This window comes from Phenylobacterium terrae (assembly GCF_042681205.1).
In the GTDB taxonomy this organism is placed as follows: domain Bacteria; phylum Pseudomonadota; class Alphaproteobacteria; order Caulobacterales; family Caulobacteraceae; genus Phenylobacterium; species Phenylobacterium terrae.
Window position 1 is genome coordinate 188854 of the sequence record NZ_JBHUEY010000006.1, and the last position, 14234, is coordinate 203087.

Below are 14234 nucleotides of genomic sequence, written 5' to 3' on the forward strand. Positions count from 1 at the left end.
TGAAGCGCGCTCAGCCGGCGCGCGAGTAAGGCCTATCCAGCCGGTAGAAACAGTATTCCACCTGAGCCCCGCGCGACCGGGACCAGCGCACGCCATCGTAGGTGCGCCGGAACCCGAGCTTCTCGAGCACCCGGCCCGAGGCGGGGTTCTCGGCCAGACGGCCGGCTTCGAGCCGGCGCACATCGGTCCGGCTGAAGACGAAGTCCACCACCGCGGCGCCGGCCTCGGCGGCGTAGCCGCGGCCCCAGGCGGCCTCGTCGAACCAGTAGCCGATCTCACCCTTCTCGCCGTCGAAGTCGTCGGCGTCGGCGCAGCCGATCACCGCCCCGTCGGCAAGCACGGCGAAGCGGAAGGCCGAGCCGGCCGCCCATTCTTCGGCATGCGAGGCGACCCAGGCCGCCATGACCTCCGGATCGGGCGGCCAAGGGGCCAGGCGCAGCATCCGGGTGACGTTCCAGTTCGACTGGATCTCGAAGAAGCGCCGGGCGTCTTCCGGCGAGGTGGGACGGAGCGTCAGGCGCGGCGTGGTCAGCACGATGTCGCGGGGGATCGGCACCGCGGGATCTAAAGCGCCCGCGCGCCCCCGCGACAAGGCCGCCCGCTGCGGTGTATGGAGCGGGACATGAACACCGACGACGTCCTCGCCGAATTCCGCGCCGCGGGCGCGCTCCGGGAGGGGCACTTCGTGCTCTCCTCGGGCCTGCACTCCGGCGTCTTCCTGCAGAAGAACCTGGTCTTCCAGTATCCCGAGCGCACCGAGCGCCTGTGCAAGGCGCTGGCGGGCAAGATCCGCGAGGCGGCAGGCGAGGTGGACCTGTGCATCTCGCCCGCCGTCGGCGGCATCATCCCGGGCTACGAGACGGCCCGTCAGCTGGGCGTCCCCTCCATGTACGTCGAGCGGGAAGGGGGCGAGTTCAAGCTGAGGCGCGCCTTCACCATCCCGCCGGGCGCCCGCATCGCCATGGTCGAGGACATCGTCACCACCGGCCTGTCGTCGCGCGAATGCGTCGAGGCGATCCGCAAGGCCGGCGGGAATGTCGTCGTGGCCGCCTGCATCGTCGACCGCTCGGGCGGCCGGGCCGACCCCGGGGCGCCGTTCGTGGCGCTCGCCCGCCTGGACGTGCCGGCCTACCCGGCCGACCAGCTGCCGCCGGAGCTGGCCGCCATCCCCATCGAGGACCCCGGCAGCCGGAGGCTTTCCGCATGACGAGCCGGCTGCGCCTGGGCGTCAACATCGACCACGTGGCGACCATCCGGAACGCCCGCGGCGAGACCTATCCCGACCCCGTCCGGGCCGCCGAGATGGCGCTGCTGGCCGGCGCGGACGGCATCACCGCCCACCTGCGCGAGGACCGGCGGCACATCTCGGACGGCGACATCGACGCCCTGGCGGCGATCCTGAAGAAGCGCGGCCGGCCGCTGAACCTGGAGATGGCGGTCACCGAGGAGATGGAGCGGATCGCGCTCGCCCACCGCCCGCACGCGGCCTGCCTGGTGCCCGAGCGGCGCGAGGAGGTCACCACCGAAGGCGGGCTGGACGTGATCGGCGGCCACAACCGCATCGCCCCGGTGATCGGCCGGCTGCGGGAGGCGGGCATCCGCGTCTCCTGCTTCATCGACCCGGACCCGGCCCAAGCCGCCGCCGCCAAGGCCGCGGGCGCGCACGTCGTCGAGCTGCACACCGGCGCCTACTGCGAGGCGGTGCGCCACCGCTCCCCCGAGGCTCCCGCTCTGCTCGAGAAGATCCGCACGGCCGCCCGCGAGGCCGCGGCCCTGGGCCTCGAGGTCCACGCCGGCCACGGGATCGACTACGAGACGGTGGGCGCGATCTCGGCCGTGCCGGAGGTCGTCGAGCTCAACATCGGCCATTTCCTGATCGGCGAGGCCATCTTCATCGGCCTGACCGCGGCCATCCAGAGGATGCGGGCGCTGATGGACGAAGCGCGCGCAAGGGCGGCGGCTTGATCGTCGGCATCGGCTCGGACCTGAGCGACATCCGCAGAGTCGCCCAGACGCTCGAACGGTTCGGCGAGCGGTTCACGATGCGCATCTTCACCGAGGTCGAGCGCACCCGCTCCGAGCGCAAGCCGGACCGGGCGGCCAGCTACGCCAAGCGGTTCGCGGCCAAGGAGGCCTGCGCCAAGGCGCTCGGCACCGGCATGCGCCGCGGCGTCTTCTGGCGCGACATGGGCGTCGTCAACTTGCGCACCGGCCAGCCGACCATGGCCCTGACCGGCGGCGCCGCCGAGCGGCTGAAGGCGCTGATCCCCGACGGCCACCGGCCGGTGATCCACCTGTCGCTCACCGACGATCACCCCTACGCCCAGGCGTTCGTGATCATCGAAGCTGTGCCGAATGTAGAAGAGTTCATGGGCGCCCGGGGCGATCCTGGTCTATCCAGGGCCTGACGCCGCGGGTTCGGAGGGCATATGGCGGAACGGGCCGAGGCCGCGCCGAAGGCGGCCAAGAACGAGACGGTCGAGACCTTGAAGGCCATCGGGGTCGCAGTCGCCATCTTCCTGGCCTTCCGCATCCTGGCCTTCCAGCCCTTCACCATCCCCTCGTCGTCCATGGAGCCGCAGCTCCAGATCGGCGACTACGTGATCGTCTCGAAGTACCCCTACGGCTGGTCGCGCCATTCGATCCCGTTCAGCCCGCCGCTGTTCTCCGGCCGCATCTTCGAACGGACCCCGGAGCGCGGGGACATCATCGTCTTCAAGCATCCCACCGACGGCATCGACATGATCAAGCGGCTGGTGGGCCTGCCGGGCGACCGGGTCCAGTTCCGCCAGGGCGTGCTCTACATCAACGGCCAGGCCGTCCCGCGCGAGCCGCTGCCGCCGGAGGCGGTGCGCACCGAGTTCGGGACGCTGGAGTTCGCCCGCTTCCGCGAGACGATGGACACCGGCAAGAGCTACATCACCTACGATCGGCCGGACCGGGACCCGGAGGTCAACGACACCGGCGTCTACATCGTGCCGGAGGGCCACTTCTTCTTCGTCGGCGACAACCGCGAGGACTCCCGCGATTCGCGGTTCCCCAGGGGCTACGGCGTCGGCTACGTGCCGGCGGAGAACCTGGTGGGCCGCGCTGAACTCGCGCTGTTGTCCTGGAACGAGGAAGCCTCCATCTGGAAGCCTTGGACGTGGTTCACGGAATTCCGCGCGGACCGCTCGTTCCGCCGGCTGTGAGCCGTTGATCTAGATTGCCGCAGGCCAGGCGCTTGCTCCGGCCCTCTCCTTGCCGTGGGGCGGGCGAGCGTCTAGCTAACCCCGGTCCGGGCGGCCGGACACCGCCCAGGGACCCCTGAATGAGCCAGCACGTGCAGACCGCCGAGGCCCCCGCCAAGCCCGGCGCGGTCAAAGAGACTGTCGAGATCGTCAAGACCATCGTCTACGCGCTGGCGATCGCGCTGGTCATCCGCGTGCTGCTGTTCCAGCCCTTCACCATCCCCTCGGCCTCGATGGAGCCGAACCTGCTGGTGGGCGACTACATCATCGTCTCCAAGTACAGCTACGGCTACTCCAAGCACTCGATCCCGTTCAGCCCGCCGCTGTTCGAGGGGCGGATCTTCGAGCGCACGCCCGAGCGGGGCGACGTCATCGTCTTCAAGCTGCCGAGCGACGGCAAGAAGGACTACATCAAGCGGCTGATCGGCCTGCCCGGCGACCGCATCCAGGTCCGCGACGGCGCCCTCTACATCAACGGCGCGCCGGCGAAGCGCGAGGTGGCGGCCGCCGTCCTGGAGGAGAGCCCCTTCGGCGAGGCCCGGATGGTCAAGCGGGTGCGCGAGACCTTCCCCGGCGGCAAGAGCTTCGTCACCAACGACTCGACCGAAAGCGACATGGACAACACGCCCGAGTTCGTGGTCCCGGCCGGCCACTACTTCTTCATGGGCGACAACCGCGACAACTCCCTCGACAGCCGTGTCGGCGAGGACGCCGGCGGCGTCGGCTTCGTCCCGGCCGAGAACCTCCAGGGCAAGGCCCAGGTCGTCCTGCTGTCCTGGGACAAGGCGAGCCTGTTCCAGCCCTGGACCTGGTTCACCCGCGCCCGGCCCGAACGGTTCCTGCAGCTGGTGAAATGAACCGGCGGCAGGCCGCCATCGCCGAGCTCGAGCGCCGCATCGGCCACCAGTTCCACGACCGCGAGCTCCTGGAACGGGCCCTGACCCACGCCTCGGTGGGGGAGGGCGCCGTGAAGGTGCGCCACTACGAGCGGCTGGAGTTCCTGGGCGACCGCGTGCTCAACCTGCTGGCCGCCGAGCGGCTGATGGCCATCTACACCGAGGCCCGGGAAGGGGAGATGAGCCGGCTCATGGCGGCGCTGGTCAACTACCACGCCTGCGCCCGGGTCGCCCGCGCCATCGGCCTGCCGGACGCTCTGCGCCTGTCGCCCAGCGCCAGCAAGGTGGGCGCCCGCGACAGCGAGACGGTCCTGGGCGACGCCTGCGAGGCGCTGATCGGAGCGCTCTACATCGACGGCGGCCTCGACACCGCCCGGGCCTTCTTCCTGGCCCACTGGAAGGACAACTTCGAGCGGCTCGACGCGCCCCAGGCGCGCGATCCCAAGACCCAGCTGCAGGAGTGGGCCCAGGGCCGCGGCCTGCCGCTGCCCAGCTACCGGGTCATCTCCCGCGTCGGGCCGGACCATGCGCCGAGCTTCACGGTGGAGGTGTTCGTCGAAGGCTACGAACCCGAGCGCGCCGAAGGCCGTTCGAAACAGGAGGCGGAGAAGGCGGCCGCCCAGGTTATGCTTCTGAAACGAGAGGGGCCGCTATGACCAGGGCCGGGTTCGCAGCCATCATCGGCGCGCCCAACGCCGGCAAGTCCACCCTGACCAACCGGCTGGTCGGAACCAAGGTCTCCATCGTCACCCAGAAGGTGCAGACGACGCGCTTCCCCGTGCGCGGCGTCATGATGGAGGACGAGGCGCAGGTCGTGCTGGTGGACACGCCGGGCATCTTCACGCCCAAGCGCCGGCTGGACCGGGCGATGGTGCGCTCCGCCTGGGGCGGGGCCGAGGAGGCCGACGCCGTCGTGCACCTGGTCGACGTGCAGGCCGAGCTGGCGGTGGCCGACAAGTCCGGCCGCCCGGCCGACCGCAAGGCGGTGCAGGACGTCCAGTCGATCGTCGAGGGGCTGAAGGCCTCGGGGCGGCAGGCCATCCTGGCGCTGAACAAGATCGACGGCGTCAAGCGCGAGCGGCTGCTGGAAGTCGCCCAGCGGCTCTTCGAGACCGGCGCCTATTCCGAGGTCTTCATGATCTCGGCGGCGGACGGCTCGGGCGTCGACGACCTGAAGCGCCGCCTGGCCGAGCTGATGCCCGAGGGTCCGTGGCTCTATCCGGAGGACCAGGCCGCCGACCTGCCGGTGCGGCTGATGGCGGCGGAGGTCACCCGGGAGAAGCTCTACCTGCGCGTCCACGAGGAACTGCCCTACGCCGCCGCCGTGGAGACCACCGCTTTCGAGGAGCGTAAGGACGGCTCGGCGCGCATCGAGCAGACCATCTACGTGGAACGCGAGAGCCAGCGGCCGATCGTGCTGGGCAGGGGCGGCCAGACGCTGAAGTGGATCGGCCAGAAGGCGCGCGAGGAGCTGACCGAGCTGCTCGACCGGCCCGTGCACCTGTTCCTGCATGTGAAGGTCGACGAGCGCTGGCAGGACAAGCGCGAGCACTACCAGGACGTGGGCCTCGACTTCGATGCTTGAGGACCTGGGCCCGAGGGCCTGATGGAATTCGAGGACGACGCCTTCGTGCTCTCGGCTCGCGCGCACGGGGAGGCCGGCGCGATCGTCGAGCTGCTGACCGCCCGTCACGGCAAGTACGCCGCCCACGTGGCCGGCGGCGCCTCGCGCAAGATGCGGCCGTTCCTGCAGGCGGGCGCCAGGACCATCGCCAGGTACCGGGCCCGCGTCGCCGACCAGCTCGGCTCGGCGCAGCTGGAGCCGGTGGGGGAGGGCCCCGCCGCCCTGTTCGACGACGCCCTGGCCCTGGCCGGCCTCTCGGCCGCCGCGGCCGTGGCGGCGGGCGCGCTGCCCGAGCGCGAGCCGCATCCGGGCGCCTTCCTGGCCTTCGAGGCGCTGACGTCTGCCCTCACGCACCCGGACATCTGGCCGGCGGTGTTCGTCCGCTTTGAGGCCGGCCTGCTGCAGGACCTCGGCTTCGGGCTGGACCTCTCCAAGTGCGCCGCCACCGGTTCGGTGGACGACCTCGTCTGGGTCAGCCCCCGCACCGGCCGGGCGGTGAGCCGCGCCGCCGGCGAGCCCTACAAGGACCGCCTGCTGCCGCTTCCGGGCTTCCTGCTCTCGTCCCAGTCGCCGCTGGAGCCCGGCGACGTGGGGCGGGGCCTCGATATCACCGCCCACTTCCTCGAGGCCTTCATCTTCAACCCGATGAACAAGCCGTTGCCGCCCGCCAGGGTCTGGCTCGTGGAGCGGCTGGCGGACGCGGGGCGGCTGTAGTGTTCACCTCTCCCCCCGCCCGGCGGGGGGAGAGGGTTGGGTGAGGGGGGACTCTGCGCCGCACAGATGTCCACCGCTTCGCGGCGGGGGGGGNNCGGCCGCGCGCCCTCACCCAACCCTCTCCCGCGAGCGGGAGAGGTCTGTGATAGCGAGGCGCGGGAAGATGCGTCACAGCGACCCCACCGCGCTTCCCCGCTAATCTCCCGCGTCCGAGGGATACGATTCGACCATGACCGTTCACACCCCGCCGCCGGGCGAGCCCGACCGCATTATCGACGAGCCGCTGAGCGAGGCGCTGTCGCGGCGCTATCTCGCCTATGCGCTCTCGACCATCACCAATCGCGCGCTTCCCGACGTGCGCGACGGGCTGAAGCCCGTGCACCGGCGGGTGCTGTACGCGATGAACCAGATGCGGCTGAACCCCGACGCGGCCGCGCGCAAGTGCGCCAAGGTCGTCGGCGAGGTGATGGGCCAGTATCACCCGCACGGGGACCAGGCGATCTACGACGCCTTGGTGCGCCTGGCGCAGGACTTCGCCCAGCGCTATCCGCTGGTGAACGGCCAGGGCAACTTCGGCAACATCGACGGCGATAACGCCGCGGCCATGCGCTACACCGAGTGCAAGCTGGCCCCCGCCGCCCAGCTGCTGCTCGAAGGCATCGACGAAGACGCCGTCGACTTCCGGCCGACCTACGACGGCGAGGACGAGGAGCCGGTGGTGCTGCCGGCCGGCTTTCCGAACCTGCTGGCCAACGGCTCCAGCGGCATCGCCGTGGGCATGGCCACCTCCATCCCGCCGCACAATGCGGCCGAGCTGATCGACGCCTGCCTGCTGCTGCTGGACAATCCCGACGCCACCACCGCCGACCTGATGGCCCACGTCCAGGGCCCGGACTTCCCGACCGGCGGGGTGATCGTCGAGCCGCGCGCCTCCCTGCTCGAGACCTATGAGACCGGCCGCGGCGGGGTGCGGGTGCGCGCCGCCTGGAGCCGCGAGGACACCGGCCGCGGCACCTACCAGATCGTCGTCACCGAGATCCCCTACCAGGTGAAGAAGGCCGACCTCGTCGAGCAGCTGGCGGGCCTCATCGAGACCAAGAAGGCGGCGCTGCTGGGCGACGTGCGCGACGAGAGCGCCGAGGACGTGCGGCTGGTGCTGGAGCCGAAGAGCCGCAACGTCGAGCCCGAGGTGCTGATGGAGAGCCTGTTCCGGCTCTCGGCCCTGGAGAGCCGCTTCCCGGTCAACATCAACGTGTTGGACGCCCGCGGCACGCCCGGCGTGATGGGCCTGAAGCAGGCCCTGGTCGCCTTCCTCGAGCACCGGCGCGAGGTGCTGGTGCGCCGCGGGCGGCATCGCCTGGCGAAGATCGAGGCCCGGCTGCACATCCTCGACGGCCTGCTGATCGCCTTCCTCAATCTCGACGAGGTGATCCGCATCGTCCGTTACGAGGACGAGCCCAAGGCCAAGCTGATCGCCGCCTTCGAACTCACCGAGATCCAGGCCGAGGCCATCCTCAACACCCGCCTGCGCCAACTCGCCAGGCTGGAGGAGATGGAGATCCGCCGCGAGCACGCCGAGCTCTCGCAGGAGCGCGACGAGCTCCTGAAGATGCTCGGCTCGGACAAGCTGCAGTGGCGGCTGGTCGGCGTCGGCCTGAAGGACGTCCGCGGCGTGCTGGGCCCCGAGACGACGCTCGGCAAGCGCCGCTCGATCTTCGCCGAGGCGCCGACCGTCGATCCGGACGCGGCCATCGAGGCGATGGTGGTGCGCGAGCCGATCACCGTCATCCTCTCCGAGCGTGGCTGGATCCGCGCCGCCAAGGGCAAGGTGGAGGATCCCTCCGAGCTGAAGTTCAAGGAAGGCGACAAGCTCGCCTTCCTGGTCCCCGCCGAGACCACCGACAAGCTGCTGATCTTCGCCACCGACGGGCGCTTCTTCACCCTTGGCTGCGACAAGCTCCCCTCCGCCCGCGGGCACGGGGAGCCCCTGCGGCTGATGCTCGACCTGGACGACAAGGTGGGGATCCTGGCGGTCTTCCCGCACAAGCCCGGCTCCAAGCGCCTGCTCGCCTCGCGCGCCGGCTACGGCTTCATCCTGCCCGAGGAGGAGGCCATCGCCTTCCGCCGGGCCGGCAAACAGGTGCTGAACGTCGACGCCAAGGGCGCGGCCCTGTGCCTGCCGGTCACCGGCGACCAAGTTGCGGTGATCGGCGACAACGGCAAGATCCTGATCTTCCCGCTGTCCGAACTGCCGGAGATGCCGCGCGGCAAGGGGGTGAAGCTGCAGTCCTACCGCGAGGGCGGCCTGCGCGACGCGCTGGTGTTCGACAGCGCCGAGGGGGCGAGCTGGATCGACCCGGCCGGCCGCACCCGCGCCTGGCCGGAGTGGGGCCAGTGGGCGGGCCGGCGCGCCAGCGCGGGCAAGGTCGCGCCCAAGGGCTTCCCGGCCGGCAAGCGCTTCAAGCCCAAGCAGGCCTAGGCTGAGCGCGCCCGAGCAGCCCCAGCCGTCCGGAACGCCCCGCCCCCGCGGGATCAGCGGCGCCGCGATCGCCCTGCTGGCGCTGTGGCTGGCGCTGGGCGGCGCGCTCGCCTTCGCGCCCGCTGCGCCGGACGTCCTGACCTTCCTGTTCGTGGTCGCCGGCTGGATCCTCGCGCTGATCGCCCACGAATTCGGCCACGCCTTCGTCGCCTGGAAGGCCGGCGACCACACCGTCGAGACCAAGGGCTACCTGACCCTAGACCCGTTCAAGTACGCCGACCTGGGGACCAGCCTCGTCATCCCGCTGATCGCCCTGGCGCTCGGCGGCATCGGCTTCCCGGGCGGGGCGGTCTACCTGCGCGAGGATCTGATGCGCAGCCGACTGTGGCGCTCGGCCGCCTCGCTGGCGGGCCCGGTGGGCACGCTCGCCGCTTTCGTGCTGCTCGCCGCGCTCGCCCAGTTCTGGCTCGGGGCCTTCGAGATGCAGGGGATCGCCCTGGTGTCGGGCCTGGCCTTCCTGGCGTTCCTGCAGGCGACGGCGCTGATCCTCAACCTGCTGCCGGTCCCGGGCCTGGACGGCTACGGCGTCTTCCGGCCCTTCCTGCCCCAGGCCGTCCGTCAGCGACTGCGCAAGTTCGAACCGCTCGCCATGCTGGGCCTGCTGCTGGCCCTGTTCCTCGTCCCCGGCGTCGCCCAGGCCCTCATCGGAACCGCCGTCGACCTGACGCAGGCCGCGGGCGTGCCCGGCATCGCCATCGCCACCGGGTTCGACGCCTTCCGCTTCTGGGATTGAGCTGGCTGAGCCTCGACTGCTTTAGTGGCCGCATGGCGCACCCAGAGCTCGCATTTGCCGACCCATTCTACTGGTTGTCGCTTGTGTTCGCGGCCGCAACCATTCCGCTCCTCTTCTGCGCGAACCGCTCGTGGTTCCCGCCGCGGGCGCGGATCCCGACGATCCTCGCGACTTTGGCCCTGGGTCCCGCCAGCGCGCTCTACGCGCTCCTCGGCTCCGCCTGTTACGTCTCCGGCTCCTGTCCCTAGAGCGATCCGGGGGCGTGGCGCCTTTCAGGCCTGAAATCGCGACGGCCGATTCCGCCCGCTAAGCTTGGGCCAACGACAAGAAAGTTCAGGGGGAGGGGCTGATGACCCATCGTGGAACACGACTGCTGGCGGCTGTCCTGGCGGCGAGCCTGGCCGCGGCCTCGGCCGCGCCGGCCTACGCCCAGCGCCGCCCGGCGGCGGAGCTCGCGCCGGCCGCCTCGCCCGAGGCGGTGGGCTTCTCGTCCGAGCGGCTGAAGAGGCTGGACGCGGCGATGGCCAAGGTCGTGGCCGACGGCGAGGTGGCGGGGATGACCACCTACCTGGCCCGCCACGGCAAGGTCGTGGCCTTCAACACCTATGGCGAGGCCGCGCCCGGCCGGCCGATGAGCAAGGACGCCATCGTCCGCATCTACTCCATGTCCAAGCCGATCACCGGCGTGGCCATGATGATCCTGTTCGAGGAGGGCAAGTGGCGGCTGGACGATCCGGTCACCCGCTACATCCCCGAGTTCAAGGGCCTGAAGGTGATGACCGGGACGGACGCCCACGGGCGGCCGATCCTGGAGGACCCGAAGAGCCCCATCACCATGCGCCAGCTGATGAGCCACACGGCGGGCTTCGGTTACGGCCTGTCGGACCAGCACTATGTGGACCAGCAGTTCCGGGCCAGCGGCGTGCTGCGCGCCAACGGCCTGCAGGAGATGGTCGGCAAGATCTCGACCATCCCGTTGATGTATCATCCGGGGGAGCGCTGGTATTACAGCGCCGCTGTCGACATCCAGGGATACCTCGTCGAGAAGCTCTCCGGAAAGCCGTTCGGCCAGTTCCTGCAGGAGCGGTTGTTCGGGCCCCTGAAGATGGTCGACACCGCCTTCTACGTCCCCGCCGACAAGGCCGGGCGGCTGGCGGAGGTCTATGGCTTCGATCCGCGGAATGGCAAGCTGATCGCAGCCTCGCAGAGCCCGGCCGGCGGGCGCGCCCAGGACTTCACCCGTCCCCCGGCCCTTGAGTCCGGCGGCGGGGGCCTCGTTTCCACCACCAGCGACTACGCCCGCTTCTGCCAGATGATCCTCAACGGCGGCGAGCTGGAGGGGGCGCGCATCCTCTCGCCGGCCTCCATCGAGCTGATGCGCACCAACGCCATTCCCGAGAAGGTGCTGGTCACCTCCGACGGCGGCGGCGGCGCCGGCTCGCGCTTCAACGAGCACGTCGGCTTCGGCCTCGACTTCATGGTCGTGCTGGACCCGCGCAAGGCCGGCACGCTGGAAGGCGAGGGGACGATGAGCTGGGGCGGGGCGGCCGGCACCTGGTTCTGGATCGACCCGACCAACGACCTGTTCTTCGTCGGCATGATCCAGCGCATGGGCGGGTCCCGCAGCGGGACGACGCCGCTTGGCGCCCTGTCGCGCACTTTGGTCTACCAGGCGCTCGTCGAGCCGGAGAAATAGGCGCGAGGCGCACCCGTCAGCCGAAATGGGACGCGGCGACGTGGCACGGGGCTTGCCTTGACAAAGGGGGGCGCGTCATGCGCCCTTCCGCGCCTTCCAACCCAGCCGGTCCGAACACGAAGATGCACCAATTCCGCACGCACACCTGCGGCGCCCTGCGCGCCGCCGATGAGGGCAAGACCGTCCGGCTGTCGGGCTGGATCCACCGCAAGCGCGACCACGGCGGGCTGATGTTCATCGACCTGCGCGACCACTATGGGCTGACGCAGCTGGTGCTGGCGCCCGGCACGCCGGGATTCGACGTCGCCGAGCGGCTGCGCGCCGAGAGCGTGATCAAGATCGACGGCGAGGTCGTGAAGCGCACGCCCGAAACGGTGAACGCCAACCTGCCGACCGGCGAGGTCGAGGTGCGCGTGCGCGGGCTGGACGTGCTGTCCGAGGCCGCCGAGCTGCCGCTGCCGGTCTTCGGTGAGCCGGAATATCCCGAAGAGATCCGGCTGAAGAACCGCCACCTGGACCTGCGCCGCGAGACCTTGCACCGCAACGTCGTGCTGCGTTCCAAGGTCATCCAGTCGATCCGCAACCGCATGACGGCCCAGGGCTTCCTGGAGTTCCAGACGCCGATCCTGACGGCGTCCAGCCCTGAGGGCGCGCGCGACTTCCTGGTCCCCTCGCGGCTGCACCCGGGCAGGTTCTACGCGCTGCCGCAGGCCCCGCAGCAGTTCAAGCAGCTGCTGATGGTCGCCGGCTTCGACCGCTATTTCCAGATCGCCCCCTGCTTCCGGGACGAGGACCTGCGCGCCGACCGCTCGCTCGAGTTCTACCAGCTCGACGTCGAGATGAGCTTCGTCACCCAAGAGGACGTATTCGCCGCCATCGAGCCGGTGCTGCACGGCGTCTTCGAGGAGTTCGCGGACGGCAAGGCGGTGACGCCCTATCCGTTCCCGCGCATCCCTTACCGGGAGGCGATCTCCAAGTACGGGACCGACAAGCCGGACCTGCGCAACCCGCTGGTGATGCAGGACGTCTCCGAGCACTTCCGCGGCGGCGGCTTCGGCGTCTTCGCGCGCATGCTGGAGAACCCGAAGAACGCCATCTGGGCCATTCCGGCGCCCGGCGGCGGCTCGCGCGCCTTCTGCGACAAGATGAACGCCTGGGCAGAGGGTGAGGGCCAGCCCGGCCTCGGCTACGTCTTCTGGCGCGAGGGCGAGGAGGGGGGCGCAGGCCCGATCGCCAAGAACCTGGGCGATGAGCGCACCCGCGCCATCCGCGATCAACTGGGGCTGAAGGAAGGCGATGCGGCCTTCTTCGTCGGCGGCGACCCGAAGGTCTTCTACAAGTTCGCGGGCCTGGCCCGGACCAAGGTCGGCACCGACCTGGAGCTGGTGGCCCAGGACCGGTTCGACTTCGTCTGGATCGTCGACTTCCCGATGTACGAGATGAACGAGGAGACGAACCACGTCGACTTCTCGCACAACCCGTTCTCGATGCCGCAGGGCGAGATGGAGGCCCTGGAGACCAAGGATCCGCTGGATATCCTGGCCTACCAGTACGACATCGTCTGCAACGGGTACGAGCTGTGCTCCGGCGCGGTGCGGAACCACCGGCCGGACATCATGCTGAAGGCGTTCGAGATCGCCGGCTACAACGCCGAGACGGTGGAGCGCGAGTTCGGCGGCATGCTGAACGCCTTCCGCCACGGCGCTCCGCCGCACGGGGGCCTCGCGCCCGGCATCGACCGGATCGTCATGCTGCTGGCCGGCGAGACCGCGATCCGCGAAGTCATCGCCTTCCCGCTGAACCAGCAGGGCCAGGACCTGATGATGAACGCCCCGTCTGAGGTGCTGGAGAAGCAGCTCAAGGAGCTGCACATCCGCCTGGCGCCGCCGGTGAAGGTCTAGAAGCTCTCGGCGATGATCAGGTAACGGGGCCCCGGCTGGGCCGGCTTCAGGGCCGGAACCGGTGGGATCGGCGGGACCTTCACAACGATTCCCGAACCGCGGCAGGCCCGGACCGTCAGGCCGCGCGGCAGCTTGGTCTGGGCGTCGCCGCAGGCCTCGTTCAGCTGCGATTGCTCAAGCCCGCGAGCGCCGGTGAGATCGGCGCCGGCGAGGCTGACGTGGGACAGGTCGGCGTCGTGGAAGTCGGCGCCCCGAAACGAGCCGCCCCGCAGCGCCGCCCCGCTCAGGTTGGCCGAGCGGAAGGACGCGCGGTCCAGCCGGCCGCCGCTGAAGTTCGTGGCGTGCAGCCTGGCGTCGCGGAAGTTCGCGCCACGGGCGTCGACGTTGCGGAACACCGCGCCCTGGAGGTTGGCGTCGGTGAACGCCGCCCCCGTCAGGGTGGCGCCGTTGAAGTTGGCCCCGAGAGCGCGGCTGTCGGTCAGGTCCACCCCGGAGAGATTGGCCGAGGAGAAGACCGTGCCGCTCGCCTCCACGTCGCGCATCCGCGCGCCGGTCAGGTTGGCGTGGGAGAAGTTGGCCCCGGTCATGTGGGCGTCGGTGAGGTCGGCGCGCGACAGGTCGGCCTTGGCGAGCACGGAGCCGACGAACCTGGCGCCGCGCAGGTCGGCCCCGACCAGCGAGGCGCCGGAGAAGTTCGCGCCGATGAAATGGGCCCCGGCCAGCCGCCGGCCCGCCAGCTCGCAGTTGGCGCAGGCGCCGCCGAACGAGGTGAAGCGCTGGACTTCCTTTTCGCCCGTCAAGGCGCTGGCGGCCGCCGGCAGGGCCAGGGCGGCGGCGAGAGCCAGGAAGAACGGAGTAATTCGGGTCATCAGACCTTGGCGGCTACTGGGGTGAGGCCACC

General features: G+C 70.4%; 14 protein-coding genes. 12 read left to right on the plus strand and 2 right to left on the minus strand.

Annotated elements, in window-relative coordinates:
* Positions 1 to 10 precede the first annotated feature (10 nt).
* On the minus strand, positions 11 to 556 hold the full coding sequence (locus ACFSC0_RS15270; RefSeq protein ID WP_377280899.1) for a GNAT family N-acetyltransferase: 546 nt from the start codon (positions 554 to 556) through the stop codon (positions 11 to 13).
* A gap of 66 nt (positions 557 to 622) precedes the next feature.
* Here ACFSC0_RS15270 and pyrE point away from each other — a divergent pair, with 66 nt between their 5' ends.
* The 12 genes from pyrE (at position 623) to aspS (ending at position 13333) form a co-directional block, all read left to right on the plus strand.
* A complete protein-coding gene (pyrE, locus tag ACFSC0_RS15275) occupies positions 623 to 1207 on the plus strand; it encodes an orotate phosphoribosyltransferase (RefSeq protein WP_377280900.1) in 585 nt (194 codons plus the stop codon).
* A complete protein-coding gene (locus tag ACFSC0_RS15280; protein WP_377280901.1) occupies positions 1204 to 1965 on the plus strand; it encodes a pyridoxine 5'-phosphate synthase in 762 nt (253 codons plus the stop codon). Before pyrE ends, ACFSC0_RS15280 begins: the two co-directional genes overlap by 4 nt.
* On the plus strand, positions 1962 to 2408 hold the full coding sequence (gene acpS, locus ACFSC0_RS15285; RefSeq protein WP_377280902.1) for a holo-ACP synthase: 447 nt from the start codon (positions 1962 to 1964) through the stop codon (positions 2406 to 2408). Before ACFSC0_RS15280 ends, acpS begins: the two co-directional genes overlap by 4 nt.
* Positions 2409 to 2429: 21 nt before the next feature.
* The gene (gene lepB / locus ACFSC0_RS15290) at positions 2430 to 3191 is read left to right on the plus strand and encodes a signal peptidase I (RefSeq protein ID WP_377280903.1); all 762 of its coding nucleotides are present in this window, start codon (positions 2430 to 2432) and stop codon (positions 3189 to 3191) included.
* A 119-nt stretch (positions 3192 to 3310) separates the two neighbouring features.
* On the plus strand, positions 3311 to 4087 hold the full coding sequence (gene lepB, locus ACFSC0_RS15295; protein ID WP_377280904.1) for a signal peptidase I: 777 nt from the start codon (positions 3311 to 3313) through the stop codon (positions 4085 to 4087).
* On the plus strand, positions 4084 to 4782 hold the full coding sequence (gene rnc, locus ACFSC0_RS15300) for a ribonuclease III (protein WP_377280905.1): 699 nt from the start codon (positions 4084 to 4086) through the stop codon (positions 4780 to 4782). The genes lepB (ACFSC0_RS15295) and rnc overlap by 4 nt, the downstream gene beginning before the upstream one ends.
* Positions 4779 to 5711 carry a GTPase Era gene (gene era, locus ACFSC0_RS15305; protein WP_377280906.1) on the plus strand — a complete coding sequence of 311 codons (933 nt, stop codon included), beginning with the start codon at positions 4779 to 4781 and terminating at the stop codon, positions 5709 to 5711. Before rnc ends, era begins: the two co-directional genes overlap by 4 nt.
* A gap of 21 nt (positions 5712 to 5732) precedes the next feature.
* Entirely contained in the window at positions 5733 to 6464 is a 732-nt protein-coding gene (recO, locus tag ACFSC0_RS15310; RefSeq protein ID WP_377280907.1) for a DNA repair protein RecO, read from the plus strand.
* 229 nt (positions 6465 to 6693) lie between these two features.
* Entirely contained in the window at positions 6694 to 8943 is a 2250-nt protein-coding gene (gene parC / locus ACFSC0_RS15315) for a DNA topoisomerase IV subunit A (RefSeq protein ID WP_377280908.1), read from the plus strand.
* A gap of 151 nt (positions 8944 to 9094) precedes the next feature.
* Positions 9095 to 9736: a site-2 protease family protein gene (locus ACFSC0_RS15320; protein WP_377280909.1), complete on the plus strand. Its 642-nt coding sequence runs from the start codon at positions 9095 to 9097 to the stop codon at positions 9734 to 9736.
* A 349-nt stretch (positions 9737 to 10085) separates the two neighbouring features.
* A complete protein-coding gene (locus ACFSC0_RS15325; protein WP_377280910.1) occupies positions 10086 to 11432 on the plus strand; it encodes a serine hydrolase domain-containing protein in 1347 nt (448 codons plus the stop codon).
* A gap of 122 nt (positions 11433 to 11554) precedes the next feature.
* Entirely contained in the window at positions 11555 to 13333 is a 1779-nt protein-coding gene (gene aspS / locus ACFSC0_RS15330; protein ID WP_377280911.1) for an aspartate--tRNA ligase, read from the plus strand.
* On the opposite strand, the gene ACFSC0_RS15335 is transcribed toward aspS, so the two are convergent.
* Positions 13330 to 14202, minus strand: a complete 873-nt coding sequence (locus ACFSC0_RS15335; RefSeq protein ID WP_377280912.1) for a pentapeptide repeat-containing protein — start codon at positions 14200 to 14202, stop codon at positions 13330 to 13332. The two genes, aspS and ACFSC0_RS15335, sit on opposite strands and share 4 nt — an antisense overlap.
* Positions 14203 to 14234: the final 32 nt, after the last annotated feature.

What these genes read in the sequence shown, in the direction of transcription:
- pyrE (WP_377280900.1), top strand. Translation starts at nt 623, where the DNA reads ATGAACACCGACGACGTCCTCGCCGAATTCCGCGCCGCGGGCGCGCTC.
- ACFSC0_RS15280 (WP_377280901.1), top strand. Translation starts at nt 1,204, where the DNA reads ATGACGAGCCGGCTGCGCCTGGGCGTCAACATCGACCACGTGGCGACC.
- lepB (WP_377280903.1), top strand. Translation starts at nt 2,430, where the DNA reads ATGGCGGAACGGGCCGAGGCCGCGCCGAAGGCGGCCAAGAACGAGACG.
- lepB (WP_377280904.1), top strand. Translation starts at nt 3,311, where the DNA reads ATGAGCCAGCACGTGCAGACCGCCGAGGCCCCCGCCAAGCCCGGCGCG.
- rnc (WP_377280905.1), top strand. Translation starts at nt 4,084, where the DNA reads ATGAACCGGCGGCAGGCCGCCATCGCCGAGCTCGAGCGCCGCATCGGC.
- era (WP_377280906.1), top strand. Translation starts at nt 4,779, where the DNA reads ATGACCAGGGCCGGGTTCGCAGCCATCATCGGCGCGCCCAACGCCGGC.
- recO (WP_377280907.1), top strand. Translation starts at nt 5,733, where the DNA reads ATGGAATTCGAGGACGACGCCTTCGTGCTCTCGGCTCGCGCGCACGGG.
- parC (WP_377280908.1), top strand. Translation starts at nt 6,694, where the DNA reads ATGACCGTTCACACCCCGCCGCCGGGCGAGCCCGACCGCATTATCGAC.
- ACFSC0_RS15325 (WP_377280910.1), top strand. Translation starts at nt 10,086, where the DNA reads ATGACCCATCGTGGAACACGACTGCTGGCGGCTGTCCTGGCGGCGAGC.
- aspS (WP_377280911.1), top strand. Translation starts at nt 11,555, where the DNA reads ATGCACCAATTCCGCACGCACACCTGCGGCGCCCTGCGCGCCGCCGAT.
- ACFSC0_RS15335 (WP_377280912.1), bottom strand. Translation starts at nt 14,202, where the DNA reads ATGACCCGAATTACTCCGTTCTTCCTGGCTCTCGCCGCCGCCCTGGCC.